A 17,666-nucleotide genomic window follows, 5' to 3' on the forward strand; every position below is an offset into this window, starting at 1 on the left:
AGGAGGTCAGTAGTCGCGGCTGATTTCCGCGACTACACTTTCGCGACCGATGGTCGATACGCTTGCGAGGAGCGAAAGCCAGCTCGTAACGCGGAATTCGACCTCGGTCGCACTGTATCCGCGCCCGTCGGTTATGATCTCCACGTAAAAGCGTCGGCCGAAATTCTTGCCCAACGCGACCCCCGTTTCGCGGCCAAGGGCCGGATCGGCTGAAACTATGCGCAGCCGGTCGAGACCGATCGCGCTCCGCAACTGGTTGATCGGGTCCAGCCCGCCTCCGCCACGAAGGCTGGCAACAGCCGCACCCAGCTGGAGGGCGTCGGTAGCGGACAGCGTGGTAATCGAACCTCCGAACAGAAGCCGGGCCAGGATCTCTTCTTCGGGCAAGGCAGGATCGGACGTGAAAGCAATTTCGGTCTGGCTGACGGTTCCGGTCACGGTAACGATGACATCGATCCCGTCACGCTCGGTCTCGGCACGAATATCCAGCGTCGGGTCGATCGGCCCATCTGCGTCGAAGTCGATCTCTCCGCGCGTAAGTTCGAAGCGAGTTCCCGCAAAGGTGTAGTCACCGCGAACCACGGTGGCCGACCCGCCGATACGAGGATCTTCGGTGGTTCCGCGCAATATGATGTCCGCGCCCCATTCGCTGTCGAGACCCATGCCATCGACATCGATCCTGCTGGGTCCGCGTGCGTTGATGAGGTAACGCCAAGGCCGCCCGGGAGCTACTTGTGCAGCGCGATCGGCAGGAGCGTTTATCTCACGGGTCGAAATCCTTGGAAGACGAAGGTCTTCGGCGGCTGTCCCAAGTGTCCAGCTTGCACGGTCGATCTGCACACGTCCGGCGATCGTGCCGCCCAGACCATCCGAGACGATACGCAGCGGTCCGCTGATCGTCGCACTCAGGCCGTTTGCGTCGAGCAAGCGAGCGTTGCTTGCCGCAGCGCGCAGATCCAGCGTGGGTCCGCGAATCTCGAGGAACCGGCCTTCCACCCGCTCGCCCAGGCCTTCCAGATCAACGATGCCGCTGCCTGTTACCGTGCCCCCGTTGGCAGTTCTGCCTGCGAAACGGGTGAGATTGAGCCGTGATCCGGCGAAATTGCCGCGCACGGTGACGTCGCGAATATCCGTCCCCGACAATGAACTGCGCACTCTCAGTTCATCGCTCGCAACGCGCCCCTGCACGCGAGGATTGGCGAGCGTACCGGTGGCATTGGCGGCAATCGCAACGGGTCCGGTGAGGTCGAAAGCATCGATCGCAGCGAGCCTCCAGAGGCTTTCCGCAGCGCCCTGGTACCGCAATTGACCGTCGAGACTTCCGGCCCTCAACCGTTGCGTGAGGTCACCCGAGCCGGGCAAATTGTCGATCAGCGCCTGAACCCTCCCGCGCCGGATATCCTCATTGGCGAGTACGGCACGCGCCTCGAGCCTGTCCGCGCTCAAGCGCGCCACCAGCGAAAGATCGACCGGTTTGGACGACAGGACCAGCCCCGACCTCGTGAGATCGTCGACCTTCACGCGCGCAGTCCCGGTCGGCAGTCCACCCTTCGGCGCGCGGAAGTCGATATTGCCGGAAATAGTTCCCCCCATGCCGAGCTCGGCGACCGCGACATCGACCAGCGAAAGCGGCATGCGCGCGAGCTTGAGTTCCAGCGCGGTTTCATCCGTGGCGAACAGTCCGGAAGCAATGGCTCCACCGTCGCCATAGTTTACCTGCGTAGGTGCAAGTCGCCAGCCACCGCCGTCCAGTGCCGTCAGCACGGCCCGGCGTGGCATGGTGATGGCACGCCCGGCAAATTGCCCATCCGCTGCCACCGCAATGCGTTCAGGACGGAATTGTGCATTAAGATCCAGCGCAAAGCGATTGCCGCGTCTGCCGGAGATCGCGGCATCGAGCGAGCCGATACCGTTTTCTACTTCGCCCCGCGCGGCCATCCTGCCGATAAACAAGGTTCCGTATTGCAGGCCCTGAGCAGTGGCAGAGCCCGAAAAGTCGTATGCACCATCGCCGATCACACCCGTCGCATCGATCTGGGCACGGGCGATGGTGAGCGGGGTTGCACCACCAAAGCTGGCGTTTCGCGCAGTCACGTCGATGTCAACGCCCTGCCCGCCCGGTCGCGGCGCGAGCGCAACGGCCCCATCGAGACCGCCGCCTCCCAAGGCGACGGTTCCCTGCACACCGCCATCGACCAGCGTCAAATCCCCCGAAACATCTGTTTCCGAAACGGTCAGTCGCTCGATCTCGATCCTGGTCGGTCCGGATTCGGGCGCATGGAGGCCCAGTACACCGGCAAACGGGCCCAGAATCGATCCGCCCTCGGTATCGATCGAAAAGCCTTCTTCGGTGGGGGCGATTGCCAGTCGGACGTCCTCGAGCCCAGTGACGGGACGAGCGAACACCAGTTCCGCAGTCGGCGCTCCGTCCTCTATCCTCCCCTGCACGGTGAACGGGCCGTAGTCGGTATGTTCGCCATTACCTGCAAGCGTGGTCGTGCTTCCGCTGATCGAACCGTCCATCGCCAGAGCAAGTTTCGCAGAGGAGACCCTCAGCCGATTAAAATCGATCCCTGCCCCGCTGCTCGTGGCAATACCACCTCTTACACGGATGGCGGGGCCCGCAAGATTGGCCAAGGTGTCGTTGGTAACCGGCGAGATGCGCGCGTCGAGATCGGCACCGAGCCTCCAGCCCGATGGTAGCAGATCGAAATCAACAATTGCTGTGCCGCCTGCTGTTCCGACATTGTCCAGCGCCAGACGATCCGCGCGTACCGGCCCCCGGATCTGGTAGCGACCCGACGCAAGGTCGCCGCGCAGGGCCAGGTCGGCAGCAAGTCCGCGGAATGCAATCTGCAGATCTTCTCCTGCGAGATTGTTGCCCGACAATAGGATACGTCCCCTGCCGGTCCCGTTGACCAACCTCGGATCGACCAGCGGGTTGCCGGTCTCTATGCGGGCGACACGCAGCGATAGCGGAAGGATCCAATCCGACCCGTCATAACGGGCCGTTCCTTCCTGATTGAGCGCAAATACCCTTGTGGTGCCGGACACAAGCTGGCCGATTGCGAAATCATGCACTATGGCAAGATCGGAAAAAGAGCCATCGATCGTGGCAGTAGCGCGCGCGTTCTCCAACCGTAGATCGGGGCCGAACAGCCCGGCATCTCGCAAAAACGCTTCAAGTTCAAAATCTTCGACCCGATTCTCGGCCAGGTCGACCAGGCCTTGTCCGGCAAGGCTTATGCCGCGTCCGACAACGTTTATGTCACCATCGAAGGTGCGGTTGTCGATGGTCGTTCGCGAGCGGATGGCAACATCATCACCCAATGCTCTGGCAAGGGTGCCGGACAGAAAATCGCTCGCGTCAACCTTCCCGAGCAAGCCGAAGGTGCCGGACCTGTTGGTGATCCGCAGTGCTGCAACGCGCTCGGCTTGCGAGCGCACCAGAAGCCCACCCTGCCAGTTGGACCAATCGCCCGCGCCTTGGACCCTCGCGGTATAACCATTGGGCAAACCCAGCATTTCCGCCAAAGGCCCATCATCGAAAGCCTGCATCTCTGCGGCAAGATCGAACTCATCGCCATCCGGCTCCGCGTTCAGCAACAGAGCCAGACTATCCCGCTCGCCAAGCTGTGCGTCGCCATCGACAAAGAGCCTGCGGTCCTCGACCTGTACCTCTGCGACCAGATCCACGCGCTGCGGATCATCTCCGGCGATTCCCGGCGCGAGCGTGAGATTGTCGATCGTCAACTCGTCGATCGAAATGTCGAACCCCGGCAGGATAGGACCTTCTTCCTCGCTCGGCAGGAATTCAGGCAAACGGGCCATGTTCGCCCGGCGTGCGGCAAAGCTATCGATATCCAGCCGATTGTTCAGCCATGCCCGGGGGTTCCAGTCGATTTCCGCGCGCGGGATCGTGAGAAACACGCCTTGAGGGTCGGACAAGGTGACATCGTGCAGTACCGCCTCGCCATAGATATTGCCCTGGATTCTGCCGATGCCAATAACGAGGCCGTTGGGAAAGGTCTGTTTCGCTATCTGGCTGGCCAGGAAGCGCTCGCCCAGCGGCGTGTTGAGCAGGACAAGGGCAGCGATCACCAACAGGATCGGTGCACCGATCAGGACAAGTGTCCACTTGCCCGCCCGGCGCTTCCAGCTCTGCCCTTGGGTATCGGCGACCTCGTGCATCTCGGGTCCGGTCATCAGAAGGCCTGCCCCAGCGATACATAAACCGCGACGGGTGCATCATCCTCATCCGGGGTGAGCGGCACGCCGACATCGACCCGGATCGGACCGAAGCCGGTGTGATAGCGAAGGCCGACGCCTGCACCGATCTTGATCTCTTCGAAATCAGGCGTCGGGCCGGTACCTACCGAGCCTGCATCGACAAACGGTACGATCGAAACTGCGCCATCCATGAAGCCGGTGCGAATGCGCGCTTCCACTGCAAGTTCCACCAAGCTGCGTCCACCCGTGGGTTCATCCAGCTCGTTGCTAGGACCGATCTTGCGGAAGCCGTAACCGCGCACCGAGCCGCCACCGCCCGCATAAAAGCGGCGCGAAGGTGCAATATCGAGTAGATCTGCACCAGGAATGGAACCAAAGGTCGCGCGTCCGGCCACTACGAGATCGTCTCCGATCGACTGGTAATAGCTTCCATCGATCTGGCTTCGCAGGTAGAAACTCTTGACCCCGTTCGTAGTGGACGCTTCTGGCGAAAGACGTGCACCGAGGCGGAATCCTCTCGTGGGATCTAGCAGATCGTCGGTTTCGTCCAGCAGGATCGTGGCTGGCAGTGCCGCGACGAAATATGTCTGTCGAGGCTGCGTGACGCCGTCGATCTTGGGCGGGCGTTCCTGGGTGGCGATCAGTTCGATGCCGCCCGACCAGCTGATTTCCTTCTGGAACAGAAACGTCGACTTTCGTTCGTAAATTCCCGTCAGCGCGACAGTGCGGGCTTCGAACGCGGGGCTATCGATGGTGTTTGCATAGGCATCCAGCGTGAGAACACGGTCGCGCCCTCCGAAATTGTTCTTGCGGAAGGTAACCCCCGCCAGCTGTTCCTGTGTTCCAACGATGCCGCGTAGGCGTAGCGAACCCTCGGGGGGGAAGAGGTTGCGATGCTCCCAACTGGCTTGGACGCGGACGCCTTCCTCCGATCCATAGCCGATTGCGCCCGCGATGGTGCGAAGTTTTGCGCGCCTCAGTTCGACATCCATCGCGACTACGCCGGGTTCGCCGGCCTGCGGAGGAGTGACTTCCCTTGGCGTAACTTCGACCGTCGAAACGAGGCCCGTCGCGGTTACCGCACGCCTAAGATCCATAGAGAGGCTGCGCTTGAAGGTATCGCCCGGCTCGAACCGTGCGATGGTGGCGAGATGCCTCCCTGAAAGGAACCCGGGATCGTTGCTGACAACTTCGCCGAATACATATTTACCGTTCGGTTCGACGTTCAGGGTCAGATCGCCTTCGACCCGCTCGTGATCGATCAGCAATTGCGGTTCGCCGATTTCGGCGAAAGGATAGCCGGTTTCGCCAAGCGCCCTATCGAGATCGAACTGCTCCTGCACGATCGTATCGCTCTGCAGATAATCTCCCGGGTAGATGCCGAAAGCTTCGCGCAGCGCCTCGTAATCCTGCGCTGACTGCAGATCGCCAAGCTCTACCGCACCGTAACGGTAACGTTCTCCCGGCACGATGTCGAAACGGACCGTAGGAGACTGGTCGGCCGTATCCTCACCCGCTTCGACCGCTCCAACCGACTGGATAACTTGTGCGTCGTAATAGCCATACACCCGCAGCAGGTTTGCCAGAAGCTCTTCGTCTTCGCGGGCTCGTGCCGCCAGCTGGGCAGTATCCGTATCCGCATCGTCCAGCTCTTCGATCGTCGACAGGGCGCGATAGCGTTCAACGAAATCGCCGCGATCGGTAAATGGCGGTTCGGTTTGGGGGAAACCGAGAACAAGGTTTTCCGAGACCCGTTCGGTCTCCGCTCCTTCGAAAACCACTTCTGTTTGCCCGAGATCGAGACCGGCGAACTCAATATCTTCCTCGGGTTCGAGCGGCTCGAATCCCTCGATCGCGATATCGTCCGGCCAGGGAAGATCGAGCCTCAGCGGTTCTACTATGGGAGTGTCTGGATCGGGCGTCGTGGAATCGAGGGCAGAGCTGTCTTCGGCGGAATCCTGCTGTGCCCAGGCCTCCGGGTTTTCGACCGCCGAATCCGGAATCAGGTCTTCAAGGCTTTGCGGTGACCCGTCATCCTGCGCCGCAAGTGGCGCCGAGACCAACGCAAGCGCGCTGGCACAGAACTTCAAGCCGAAACGAAACCGCTCAATCGGCGAGCTTGTATTCGAGATGGCTACCGTCCTTCGCAGGCATCGGTCCACCATCATATTTGCGCCGCGGCGCAGTTGCCGTGGCGATGAGTCGCTTCTGTTCGGCTTGGGGCATGCGTTCCCATCCGCTTCGGGTGAGGCGTTCGAGTGGGCGATACCGGACCTTGTACTGCATACGATCCGAGCCTTCGACCCAATAGCCGAGGTACACATACGGCAAGCCGTTTCCGGCAGCGCGCCTGATATGATCGAGAATAATGTAGTTCCCAAGCCCGGCTCGATCCTCAATCTCGGGGTCGTAGAAGCTGTATATCATCGACAGCCCATCACCCTGCAGGTCCGTAAGACAAGCTCCGACCAGACGACCCGGCTCGGCACCCACTCCCGGCTCCCGATATTCAATGACATAGCTGGATACGGGCGTATGTTCCACCATATCCGCAAAATCGCTTTCGTCCATCTCAGCCATGCCTCCACCAGGGTGGCGGGCAGCAAGATATCTGCGTAGCAATTCGTATTGCTCTTCGGTTGCCCAAGGTCGGCATTCAGAGGTAATCAGATCGTCATTTGCCTTCAGAGTACGCTTCTGGCTCGACGAGGGCTTGAACTCTTTAGCGACAACTCGAACCGAGACGCAGGCCTGGCAATCGAGACAGGAAGGACGATAAGCAACCGTCTGACTACGGCGAAACCCGATACGCCCCAGAGCTTCGTTCAATTCATCGGCCGATTCACCGCGCAGCTCGGTAAACACCTTCCGCTCGCTTCGTCCGGGCAGGTACGGACACGGCGCAGGGCTGGTCACGAAAAACCGGGGGAAGCGAATGGGTGCCGTCACGGCGGTCGAGTCCTCTCTGATGCGACGCTCTATTCGTTAACAACTCCTTTATGCATGACGAGCGCCTTCGTTAAAAGACTCTTAACCATGAAAAATCGGCTCGCCCCGCGAGTCGCTCGATAGCGAGGGTTAATTCGCGAGCTGTAACCGCCCGCAAAGGCGGATTTTCTACTGCAACTAAGCCAGTTCGACGAGTTCGACCGTGTAGCCTTCTTGCCTCAGGCCTTCCACGAGTCCATCGATCTGCGCCGCGTCGCGCGCCTCGCATTCGATCTCGGTTATCAGCCCCTTGGCAGGCAGCGTCGTAAAGATGCGCTGGTGATAGATCTCGATGATGTTGACGTTGTGCTCGTTGAACTCGCGCATCACCTTGTAAAGTGCGCCGGGGCGATCCTGGAGCGTGATGCGCAGCCGCGCCAGTCTGCCCGATCGGGCTAGATCGCGCACCAGCACATTGGCAAGCAGGCGCGTGTCGATATTGCCGCCGCAAAGTACGAGGCCCACAGTCTTGCCAGCGAACTTATCCGGATTTGAAAGCACCGCAGCCAGGCCCGCAGCGCCAGCGCCTTCGACCACAGTCTTCTCGATCTGCAGTAAAAGAGAAACAGCGTGTTCGAGTTCGGGCTCGTCAACGAGCAGCACTTCGTCGACGAGTTCGGAGATAATCTGGCGCGTAAATGCGCCCGGTTCCTTGACAGCAATCCCTTCCGCAAGCGTGTCGCCGCCGCAGGGACGCTCATCGCCGGTGACCGCAGAATACATCGAAGGATAGAGCTTCGCCTGAACGCCGATCATATGGATGTCGGGATTGAGAGCCTTGGCCACCGTGGCCATTCCGCTCATCAAGCCGCCACCACCAATCGGTACAACCAGACAATCGAAATCCAGCTTCTCTTCCAGCATTTCGAGAGCGACCGTGCCCTGCCCCGCAGCCACTTTCGGATCGTCGAAGGGATGGACGAAAGTGAGGCCGCGCTCCTTCTCCAGTTCGCGCGCATGCGCATACGCCTCATCGAAAGTCTCGCCCTTCAGCACCACGTTGCCGCCGACGCTCTCGGTCTGCATAACTTTCACGCTCGGCGTTGTCGAAGGCATGACGATAGTGACCGGAACGCCGAGCCGCCGTCCGTGATAGGAAAGACCCTGAGAGTGATTCCCAGCCGAAGCGGCAATTACGCCCTTCGTTTTCTGTTCATCGGACAGCTGAAGCAGCGCATTGAGCGCGCCGCGTTCCTTGTAAGCTGCAGTGAACTGGTGATTTTCGAACTTCAGCCAGATGTCCGCGCCGGTAATCTCCGACAAGGTAATCGACCGCATCATGGGCGTCTTGACTACCGCACCGTCGATACGCTGCGCCGCAGCGCGCACATCGGCAAGGGTCAGAAGGTCGGTCGCGCTCTTATCGGCGCGTAAGAAAGAAGCCTGTGTCATCGAGAGTGCCCCTACGTCGCCGGGCGTGTGCACGCAATCTCCGAAAGGGTTTGCCTGCGTCAAGCTATGCCTTATCGCAAAGCCCGAATGCAGACACGGGATCGCCTGATGAAACTGAAGATTGTTGCCGCCCTCCTCGCCACCGCACTTGCCATGCCGGCGAGTGCCGACGTCCTGGTCGACAATGTCATTGGCATCACCATGGACGAAGAAGGCCAGGTGAAGCGTTTCGAAGCACTGGTGATCGATGATGACGGGCGTATCGCGCAGGTCCTCACGCGCGGTCAGGAACGGCCGCGCACCGATTACCGCGAAGACGGCGAAGGCCGTGTGATGATCCCCGGCATGATCGATGCACATGCTCATGTCATGGGCGTAGGATTTGGCGCACTGACTCTCGATTTGTCGGACACCAATTCGCTCGAGGAAGCGCTGCAGAAAATTCGCGCTTTTGCTGCCGAGAATGAAAGTCGCCCGTGGATTCTCGGGCGCGGCTGGAATCAGGAGAAATGGGGGCTCGGCCGCTTCCCGACCGCAGCAGAGCTCGATAGCGCGGTTAGCGATCGGCCAGTCTATCTCCAGCGCGTAGATGGTCACGCCGGCTGGGCCAACACGCTCGCCTTGCAAGCAGCAGGCATTACGGCCAGCACCAAGGCCCCGAGTGGCGGACGCATCGAGAAGCTATCCGACGGCAAGACGCCTTCGGGCATCTTCATCGATGCAGGGGAAGAACTGATGAACGCCACACTACCTGCCCCTCGTCCGAATGAACGAGACCTTGCCTTTGCCGAAGCCCAGAAAGTGTTGCACCGCCATGGTATTACGGCGGTGGCCGATATGGGCACTACCATCGAGGACTGGCAGGCCTATCGCCGGGCTGGCGACAAGGGTTCTCTGACTCTGCGCATTATGTCTTATGCAGCAGGCATCGATGAGGCGACCTTGATAGCGGGCGCCAATCCCTCACCCTGGCTGTACGACGACAAGCTGCGCCTGAACGGCGTGAAGCTCTATCTCGACGGTGCGCTCGGCAGCCGCGGAGCCTGGCTCAAGGCGCCCTATGCCGATGATCCCGGGAATACCGGACTGCCACTGATGGCACCCGCTCAACTCCGCAATATCCTCGTTCGCTCGGCGCAGGGCGGCTTCCAGCCCGCCGTGCATGCCATCGGCGATGCCGCCAATGCCGAAGCGCTGAATGCGATCACCGAAATCGCCGACAGCTTCCCGCAGGATCTCCGCTGGCGCATCGAGCACGCTCAGATCGTCGACCCTGTCGACCTGCCGAAATTTGCGCAGGGTGGCATCATCGCCAGCATGCAGCCTGTCCACCAGACGAGCGACATGTTCATGGCCGAGGCCCGCATGGGTGAGGATCGTTTGCAGGGAGCCTATGCCTGGAATACAATTCTCGGCCTCGGCGGCCGGCTGGTTTTCGGATCGGACGCGCCGGTAGAATCGCCCGATCCTTTCGCCGGTTTTGCCGTCGCGATCACCCGCAGCAATGAAGCCGGTGAACCTTTCGGCGGCTGGCGGGCCAATGAGCGCGTGACGCGGGAACAGGCGTTGGCAGGCTTCACTTCCGAAGCGGCCTATGCAGGGTTTGCGGAGGGGCGCTTCGGACGGCTATTGCCGGGCGAACGCGCCGACTTCGTGCTTGTCGATACCGACCCGCTAATCGCCACACCGGAGGAAATTCGGTCGACTCAAGTGCTCGAAACCTGGGTCGGTGGCCGCAAGGTTTATGACGCGGATTGATCACCTTCGGCTTTGGCGGCGGACGCGGCGTCCGCCTTGGCATCCCGGCTGTCGAAAAGACGCATCAATATAAGCGAGCCTTCGAACAGCAGCAGGAGCGGCACTGCGAGCAGAAGCTGCGATCCCGGATCGGGCGGCGTGATGATCGCCGCCACTGCCACCACCAGCACGATTACATAACGCCGCGCAGCAACGAGCTGGGCCCGGGTCACGATACCTGCCCGGTGCAACAGCAGGAGCAGGACGGGAAGCAGGAAACTCAGCCCAAAGGCCAGGATGAACTGCATCACAAGGCCCAGATATTCGTTCGCCGTTGGCAGCGCCTGTATCTCCAGTCCGCCAGCCATACCCTCGAAACCGAGAAACCATTCGAACGCTGTCGGCATTACCACATAATATGCCAGCGAGGCCCCGGCGAGGAACAGGAACGGCGTCGCGATAAGGAACGGCAAAAAGGCCTTCTTTTCCTTCGCGTACAGACCAGGAGCGACAAATGCCCACAGCTGGTTCGCGATGTAGGGAAAGGAAATGCAGAAGCCTGCAAAGAGGGCCACCTTCAACTCGACGAAAAAGACTTCGTAGAGCTTGGTGAAGATCAATTGCCCTTCGCCCCCGGCAAAAGCTCTCTTCAACGGCTGGATCAGGAAGCCAAGGATCTGATCGGCAAAATAGAGGCACACGCCGAACGCCACGACCAGGGCGGCAACGCAACGCACAAGACGCGATCGAAGCTCGATCAGGTGATCGAGCAGTGGCGCCTGCGAATCGTCGATGTCCTTGACCTCGAATGCCATCTCAGCGGTCCTTGTCCCGCTCGCCGAAGGGTAGGCCTGGCTCGTCGCTTGGCACTTCCCCGCCGCGCTCGGGCGCTTTCTTAGGCGCCGCCCGCTTTATGGCAGCCTCGGCTGCGGCATCGGGATCGACCACCTCGTCAGCAGAGGCAAGCGGTTCCATCCCTTCATCGGAGGGCAAGAGGTTCTCCGGCGCTCCACCCTCCGGCTCGCTTCCGGTCGGGTATTTGGCCATGATTTCCTTGTTTCGCTGTGACCACTTTTCTTCCATCTCTTCGATCTCAGCCTGCCGGACCATCTCGTCGAGACCGGAGCGGAAATGCGAGGACATGCGGCGCAGCTTGCCGATCCATCGCCCCGCGGTGCGCATGGCCTTCGGCATGTCCTTCGGGCCGATCACGAGGATCGCCACGACGACGATCACCAGCAATTCGGCAGCGCCGATATCGAACATGAAAGCGGTCTCCGCGCCTTAGCGGATTACTTGGGGTCGGAGGTCGATTTGACCTGTTCGTCCTTCAACCCCTCCTCGGCCGGCTTGGCCTCGTGGGAAATCTGCTTCGCGGGCTTGGTATCGTCTTCGTTCATGCCCTGCTTGAAGCTTTTGATACCCTTTCCGAAATCGCCCATCATTTCGGAAATTCTGCCCCGCCCGAACAGGACGAGGATGAGGATGGCGATGATTACGAGCTGCCAGGGGCCGAGCGACATGGGGAATACCTTCTAAGCGTATGGTCTTGGGTTCATTATAGGCGTTCGAGTACGCAATAGCGAGTCAGACCGAACCGCCATGCTCGTCGGTCTCATCCGAAGGCTGTTCGCCCTCGCCCACCAGTTCTTCATATACGTCGTCTACCGGGTCCAGCAGGCCTGTGGCACGCAATTCCGCAATACCGGGAAGGTCACGCCGACTGGCCAAGCCGAAATGATCGAGGAATTCGGGTGTGGTGGCATAGATGGTCGGCCGTCCGGGGACCTCCCGTCGTCCGGCGATTTTCACCCAGCCTGCTTCCATCAGCACGTCGAGAGTACCTCCGCTGGTCTGCACCCCGCGGATCGATTCGATTTCCGCCCGGCTGACCGGCTCATGATAGGCGATGATGGCCAGTACCTCGGTCGCCGCGCGGCTCAGGCGGCGGACCTGTTCACGTTCCTTGCGCAACAGGTGAGCAAGGTCGGGCGCAGTCTCGAAATGCCAGCGCTTCCCGCGCTCCACGAGGTGTATTCCGCGCTTCTCATATGTCTGCGCAAGCTCTTTCAACGTCTCGATCACTTCCGATTTTTCTGCATCGCCCAGAAAACCGGCCAAAGCGTCCACGCTCATTGGCTCTTCCGCCGCGAACAGCGCCGCTTCGATAGCGCGTTCAAGCTGGTTCACGCCACCCGCCTCAACCGCATCGGGCCAAAAACTTCTTCCTGTGCGATCTCCGCTTTGCCGAGCCGGGCAAGTTCGAGCGCGGCGACGAAGCTGGAGGCGAGCGCCGACCGGCGCAAGCGCGGTTCGGCATGCGGAGGGAGAAAATCGCGCAATTCCATCCATTCAAGTGTCACGCCAAGCATGTTCGACACGCGGTCGAGCGCCGATTCCAGTGTCATGACCGGTCGTTCGCGCACCATGTGTACCGCAGGCGCAGTACGCGCTTTCACGCGACCGTATGCCTCGATCAGGGAGAACTGGTCACATTGCCACTGAGTCTTGCGGACGATGTCGAGGCCCTCCGGCCTCCCCCGCAGGAATACGTCCCGTCCGATCCTGTCACCGCCCATGAGACGCCCTGCCGCCTCGCGCATTGCTCCCAGACGCTGGAGACGGAGCTGCAGCTTCAGCGCCAGTTCTTCGGGGCTCGGATCTTCCTGCTCTTCCTTCGGCAGGAGCATGGCCGATTTGAGATAGGCGAGCCACGCGGCCATGACGAGATAATCGGCCGCCAGTTCGAGCTTCAGCGCTTCGGCCTGCTCGATATAGGTCAGGTATTGCTCGACCAGAGCGAGGATCGAGATTTCGCGCAAATCCACTTTCTGGCGCCGCGCAAGATCGAGCAAAAGGTCGAGCGGACCTTCCCATCCGTCGAGATCGAGGTAAAGCGCGTCCTTGTCCACCGTGCCTTCGGCGGCAATGCCCTCCCAGTCTTCAGTGTCCTCCTGCGAGGCGAACAGCAGGCCGTCGCTCACGCGGCCTGCTCCGGAATGGCGAGCAGCGCATCGCGCTTGGCGAGCAACTCTCCCGTTTCGATATCGTCGGGCGCGTCGCCCATGGCGTCGTGCACTCGATCAAGCCGCAGTTTTGTCTTTTCGGACATGCTCGGGCTGCGTTCGGCGATCGCCCTCTGGTCGTCCATCTTGGCCCAGCAGTTGAGGATGATATCGCAACCTGCAGCCAAGGCCGCAGCGCCGCGGTCGGGAATGCTGCCCTTAAGCGCCTGCATATCGATATCGTCCGACAACAATAGCCCGTCAAAGCCGATTTCGCCGCGGATAATATCCCTGACGACCGTCTCGGAAAGCGTCGCCGGATTGTCCGGGTCCCAGGCGCTGAAAACGATATGTGCGCTCATTCCGAGGGGATGCGCAGATAGCGTGCGAAAGGGCTCGATATCGATCTCTAGCTCCTCATCGCTCGCGGTCACGACAGGAAGCTCCTTGTGCGTATCACAAGTGGCGCGCCCATGGCCCGGCATATGCTTGAGACAGCCGACCACACCCGCGCGGGCCATTCCGTCGAGAATCGCCCTGCCCAGCGCGGCGACCTGCATAGGCTCGCTGCCCAAGGCACGGTCGCCAATCACATCGTCGGTTTCGGGGCGGCGCACATCGAAAGGTGCATGATAATCGACGCTGATGCCGACCATCGCCAGCTCGCGCGCTATGGCTTCCGCATTGACGCGCGCGGCCTCGATGGCCGAAGCCGGGGCGATTTCATACAGCTTTGCGAATGCCTCACCCGCAGGATATTCAGGCCATTCGGGCGGCTTCATCCGTGCAACTCGCCCACCCTCCTGGTCGATCGACACGATCAGGCGATCGCGACCATGGATTTCCCGCAAATCATCGGTGAGACGACGCAACTGTTCGCGGGTTCCGCAATTGCGGGCGAACAGGATGTAGCCCGCGGGATCCGCATCCTTGAAGAATGCGCGTTCGTCGGCCGTGAGTTCGAGGCCGGAAATGCCGAAAATGGCAGGTATCATGGGTCTGAAAGTGCTGCTTTTCGTCCGACTTGCCAAGCGCGGCGGAGTCGTGAGGTGTGGAAATCAAGCCCAGCCGAGCATTGCCGGGCATCTATTTGACGAAACAGGCCAGTCCATCGGACTTGAGGCGGTTGCATAGCGCGTTTGCCGAGGCGCGATCACCGGCCATGGCCTGAAGCCTGTAGACCGTGCCGATATCTACCTGCGCTTCCACCACGCGGTGCCGAACGCCATTGAGGGCTTCCGTCTGCCTAATCAGCCTGCCCCACGCCTCTTCCGCATCGCTGCGCTTCGGAAAGGCGCCGACCTGTACGGCTGTTCCCGTCGATTGTGAGGTCCGAGGCCCTTCATTTAAAGTCGTGGCGAGCGAGGGCTGTGCAATCTCCCCGTCTGATACAGGCTCTCGAACGGCAGGAGCAGGCTTGTCTGCAAGACGGCCTTCGCGCGTCTGCCCCTCGCCGACGGCAAAGCTCGTATCGCCGGTACCAGCATAGGTCTTCCCGCCTGCGTTCTCGGGCTTCGTCTTGTACGGTCCTTCGGGCGCTTCGACGAGACTGCCGTCAGCGGGCGGCTCATCGCTCGCAGCGCCCATGGCAAACCAGGCTATGCCCACTAACGCCCCTACCACCAGCAGCGAAAGCACGCCCAGCATGACCAGCCGCGACGTCGCAAAGCCCGCGTCGCGTTCATCCACTGCATCATCGGCATCGAGCCAGGGCAGATGCTCGTCATCGCTGATCAGTTCGAGAGCGTCTTCACGGTCTCCGTCATGTTCGTAAGGCGAACGCGCCATCGCTCACATCTCCTCGACTGCCTCGACACCCAATATGCCGAGACCGTTGCGAATCACCTGCCCCACTTGCGCTGCGACGAACAGGCGTGCGGCGGTCAGTTCGGCATCGGCTTTCTGGATGATCCGCTTTGCGGGATCGTCGTTACCTGCGTTCCAGAAACTGTGGAACGCAGCCGCCAGGTCGCCGAGGAAGAAGGCAATCCGGTGCGGTTCGCGCGCCTTGGCAGAGGCTTCGACCATGCGAGGAAATTGCGCTGCCTCGCGAACCAGCGCCAGTTCATCAACCCCGAGCCGATCGAGATGCTCCGCGGACGGCTCCACCCCGGCCTTCCGCAAGGTCGAACGGATCCGCGCATGGGCATACTGCAGATAGAAAACGGGGTTGTCTTTGGAAGCCTCGACTACCTTGGCGAAATCGAACTCCATCTGGGCTTCGGGCTTGCGGGTCAGCATGGTGAAGCGAACCACATCCTTGCCCACTTCCTCAACCACATCCGCCAGCGTGACGAAGGTCCCGGCCCGCTTCGACATCTTCACCGGCTCGCCATTGCGCACCAGATTGACCATCTGCACCAGCTTGACGTCGAAAGGCACATCGCGTCCTGCGCCCTTCGTCAACGCGGCGACGGCGGCCTTGATGCGCTTGACAGTCCCGGCATGGTCGGCGCCCCAGATATCTATCAGTGCGTCCGCGTTTTCGGCCTTTTGGAAGTGATAGGCGAGATCGGCCCCGAAATAGGTCCAGGCTCCGTTTGACTTCTTGATCGGACGGTCCTGATCGTCGCCGAACTCGGTCGAGCGAAATAGCGGCAGTTCGACCGGCTCCCAATCCTCTGGGGGGGCCTTACCTTTCGGCGCTTCGAGCACGCCGTCATAGACGAAACCGTGTTCGCGCAGCCATGCCTCTGCCTCTTCGGGTTTCTTCGCGGCCTGCAATTTGGCTTCGGAGGAAAACAGATCATGATGGATGCCCAGCAGCGCGAGATCCTTGCGGATCATGTCCATCATTGCGGCAACCGCACGCTCGCGGAACATCTCGAGCCATTCGCTTTCGGGTGCGCCACGATAGGCCGGGCCGAATTCCTGCGCGAGCTTCTCACCGATGGGCTTCAGATAATCGCCCGGATAAAGACCTTCTGGAATTGCTCCGATGTCCTCTCCCAGCGCCTCGCGGTAACGCAGATGCGCCGAGCGCGCGAGCACATCGACCTGCCCCCCCGCGTCGTTGACATAATATTCGCGAATGACCTCGTGGCCGGAAAATTCGAGCAGCCCGGCAAGCGCATCGCCGACAACCGCTCCCCGGCAATGGCCCATATGCATCGGACCGGTCGGGTTGGCCGAGACATATTCGATATTAACCGTCTGCCCGTTACCCAGCCGCGAGCGGCCGTAATCATTACCCAGCGCGGCAATCGCCTTCAGTTCGCGCAGCCATGCCTGTTCCGACAGGCGCAGGTTGATAAATCCGGGACCGGCAATGCTCGCCTCGGTAATGTCGGGCTCGCGCTGCAGATGCTCCACGATCAGTTCGGCGAGGGCGCGCGGATTGGTTTTCGCCTGCTTGGCCAGCACCATGGCGGCATTGGTCGCAAGATCGCCATGCGAGGGATCTCGGGGCGGCTCCACTGTGACACCCGATCGGTTCGCTTCTGGCGGAAGGTGACCTTCCATCTCGAGAGCATTGAGAACGGCGTCGATTTTTGCCGCGAAAGCAGCGTGCAGGGTCTGGATCTCCGACATGCCCGCGCGCCTAGACGAATGGCGCGAAATGGCAAGATGTCAGCGTATCACCGCGTGACGTTGTAGCGCAGCTGATCCTCGGTCAGCTGGAAGCCGACGAGCAGTTCGAAGGTCGCCCGCTGAACAGCGGCGCGCACTTCGGGATCGGCCAGCGGATCGAGCGCGGCATCGGGGTCGCCAGCTTCACGCTTGCGAGTGATCCTTTCGCGAATATCGGCAGGCAGTGTTGCTTCGGAACGATTCACATAAGCGCCGGCCCTGGCACTCGTCATGGCGCGTTCTTCGCCATCAGCGAAGTTGAGAGTGACGGTTCCGACCCGCTTGGTCACGACTGAACTGCCGCCTCTCAGCACGGTCGTGAAATAGGGCAGCTGCACGCTCCGCGCGCCGCTTACATCACTGCGCCGGGCGACCACGTTGAAGGTCGCTTCCGAATAAACGCGTTCGCCCTCTTCGTTGCAGGTAGAAGTCAGGTCGGTCATCGCGGCGGTGACATCGAGGTCCGCCAGCGTTTTCGACGTGGGGCTGCTGAACAGGGTTACGTCGCCGGTGTAATCGGGAATGCCGACCGCGGGACACGCGGTACGCACTGCCGTGATACCTGCAGCACCGCCGTCAACTACCAGTTCACCGGGAGAGCTGCATCCTGCCAGCGCAAGACCAAGTCCAAACACGGTAAGGAGACGATAGCGAGTGGTCATCTTGGCGGCATTCCTCGTGTGTTCGTATGCATACCCCGGTGCGGGCGTTGCGTCCCCTAGCTTGACGCGATGCAAAGCGCTA

At 60.9% G+C, this 17,666-nt stretch carries 14 protein-coding genes; 1 reads left to right on the plus strand and 13 read right to left on the minus strand.

The window, feature by feature from the left end; all coding sequences use genetic code 11:
- Positions 1-6: 6 nt before the first annotated feature.
- The 4 genes from K3180_RS00275 to K3180_RS00290 form a co-directional block, all read right to left on the minus strand.
- The gene (locus K3180_RS00275) at positions 7-4,206 is read right to left on the minus strand and encodes a translocation/assembly module TamB domain-containing protein (protein ID WP_221537666.1); all 4,200 of its coding nucleotides are present in this window, start codon (positions 4,204-4,206) and stop codon (positions 7-9) included.
- Positions 4,206-6,320, minus strand: coding sequence for an autotransporter assembly complex protein TamA (locus K3180_RS00280; RefSeq protein ID WP_247710209.1), 2,115 nt, complete (start codon positions 6,318-6,320; stop codon positions 4,206-4,208). The genes K3180_RS00275 and K3180_RS00280 overlap by 1 nt, the downstream gene beginning before the upstream one ends.
- A 16-nt stretch (positions 6,321-6,336) precedes the next feature.
- Complete coding sequence (locus K3180_RS00285) at positions 6,337-7,179, minus strand: arginyltransferase (protein ID WP_221537667.1); 843 nt, start codon at positions 7,177-7,179, stop codon at positions 6,337-6,339.
- A 177-nt stretch (positions 7,180-7,356) separates the two neighbouring features.
- On the minus strand, positions 7,357-8,610 hold the full coding sequence (locus K3180_RS00290) for a threonine ammonia-lyase (protein ID WP_221537668.1): 1,254 nt from the start codon (positions 8,608-8,610) through the stop codon (positions 7,357-7,359).
- A gap of 108 nt (positions 8,611-8,718) precedes the next feature.
- On the opposite strand from K3180_RS00290, the gene K3180_RS00295 reads away from it, so the two are divergent.
- Positions 8,719-10,368 (plus strand): amidohydrolase, encoded by a 1,650-nt coding sequence (locus K3180_RS00295; RefSeq protein ID WP_221537669.1) that lies wholly within the window; start codon positions 8,719-8,721, stop codon positions 10,366-10,368.
- On the opposite strand, the gene tatC is transcribed toward K3180_RS00295, so the two are convergent.
- The 9 genes from tatC to K3180_RS00340 form a co-directional block, all read right to left on the minus strand.
- Entirely contained in the window at positions 10,353-11,162 is an 810-nt protein-coding gene (gene tatC / locus K3180_RS00300) for a twin-arginine translocase subunit TatC (RefSeq protein WP_221537670.1), read from the minus strand. The two genes, K3180_RS00295 and tatC, sit on opposite strands and share 16 nt — an antisense overlap.
- 1 nt (position 11,163) lies before the next feature.
- A complete protein-coding gene (gene tatB / locus K3180_RS00305) occupies positions 11,164-11,613 on the minus strand; it encodes a Sec-independent protein translocase protein TatB (RefSeq protein ID WP_221537671.1) in 450 nt (149 codons plus the stop codon).
- A 26-nt stretch (positions 11,614-11,639) separates the two neighbouring features.
- A complete protein-coding gene (gene tatA / locus K3180_RS00310; RefSeq protein WP_221537672.1) occupies positions 11,640-11,870 on the minus strand; it encodes a twin-arginine translocase TatA/TatE family subunit in 231 nt (76 codons plus the stop codon).
- A 64-nt stretch (positions 11,871-11,934) separates the two neighbouring features.
- The gene (gene scpB / locus K3180_RS00315) at positions 11,935-12,537 is read right to left on the minus strand and encodes an SMC-Scp complex subunit ScpB (RefSeq protein ID WP_221537673.1); all 603 of its coding nucleotides are present in this window, start codon (positions 12,535-12,537) and stop codon (positions 11,935-11,937) included.
- Complete coding sequence (locus K3180_RS00320) at positions 12,534-13,331, minus strand: segregation and condensation protein A (protein WP_221537674.1); 798 nt, start codon at positions 13,329-13,331, stop codon at positions 12,534-12,536. The genes scpB and K3180_RS00320 overlap by 4 nt, the downstream gene beginning before the upstream one ends.
- Positions 13,328-14,347, minus strand: a complete 1,020-nt coding sequence (gene nagZ, locus K3180_RS00325; RefSeq protein ID WP_221537675.1) for a beta-N-acetylhexosaminidase — start codon at positions 14,345-14,347, stop codon at positions 13,328-13,330. The genes K3180_RS00320 and nagZ overlap by 4 nt, the downstream gene beginning before the upstream one ends.
- Positions 14,348-14,438: 91 nt before the next feature.
- Positions 14,439-15,140 carry an SPOR domain-containing protein gene (locus K3180_RS00330; protein WP_221537676.1) on the minus strand — a complete coding sequence of 234 codons (702 nt, stop codon included), beginning with the start codon at positions 15,138-15,140 and terminating at the stop codon, positions 14,439-14,441.
- Positions 15,141-15,143: 3 nt separating this feature from the next.
- Positions 15,144-16,883, minus strand: coding sequence for an arginine--tRNA ligase (gene argS, locus K3180_RS00335; RefSeq protein ID WP_221537677.1), 1,740 nt, complete (start codon positions 16,881-16,883; stop codon positions 15,144-15,146).
- A 47-nt stretch (positions 16,884-16,930) separates the two neighbouring features.
- Complete coding sequence (locus K3180_RS00340; RefSeq protein WP_221537678.1) at positions 16,931-17,584, minus strand: hypothetical protein; 654 nt, start codon at positions 17,582-17,584, stop codon at positions 16,931-16,933.
- Between the last annotated feature and the right edge of the window lie 82 nt (positions 17,585-17,666).

It is taken from the genome of Qipengyuania huizhouensis (assembly GCF_019711635.1).
Classification (GTDB): domain Bacteria; phylum Pseudomonadota; class Alphaproteobacteria; order Sphingomonadales; family Sphingomonadaceae; genus Qipengyuania; species Qipengyuania huizhouensis.

Bases quoted from the DNA above. Each gene is read 5' to 3' on its own strand.
- K3180_RS00275 (WP_221537666.1), bottom strand. From the start codon at position 4,206: ATGACCGGACCCGAGATGCACGAGGTCGCCGATACCCAAGGGCAGAGC.
- K3180_RS00290 (WP_221537668.1), bottom strand. From the start codon at position 8,610: ATGACACAGGCTTCTTTCTTACGCGCCGATAAGAGCGCGACCGACCTT.
- K3180_RS00295 (WP_221537669.1), top strand. From the start codon at position 8,719: ATGAAACTGAAGATTGTTGCCGCCCTCCTCGCCACCGCACTTGCCATG.
- tatC (WP_221537670.1), bottom strand. From the start codon at position 11,162: ATGGCATTCGAGGTCAAGGACATCGACGATTCGCAGGCGCCACTGCTC.
- tatB (WP_221537671.1), bottom strand. From the start codon at position 11,613: ATGTTCGATATCGGCGCTGCCGAATTGCTGGTGATCGTCGTCGTGGCG.
- tatA (WP_221537672.1), bottom strand. From the start codon at position 11,870: ATGTCGCTCGGCCCCTGGCAGCTCGTAATCATCGCCATCCTCATCCTC.
- nagZ (WP_221537675.1), bottom strand. From the start codon at position 14,347: ATGATACCTGCCATTTTCGGCATTTCCGGCCTCGAACTCACGGCCGAC.
- K3180_RS00330 (WP_221537676.1), bottom strand. From the start codon at position 15,140: ATGGCGCGTTCGCCTTACGAACATGACGGAGACCGTGAAGACGCTCTC.
- argS (WP_221537677.1), bottom strand. From the start codon at position 16,883: ATGTCGGAGATCCAGACCCTGCACGCTGCTTTCGCGGCAAAAATCGAC.
- K3180_RS00340 (WP_221537678.1), bottom strand. From the start codon at position 17,584: ATGACCACTCGCTATCGTCTCCTTACCGTGTTTGGACTTGGTCTTGCG.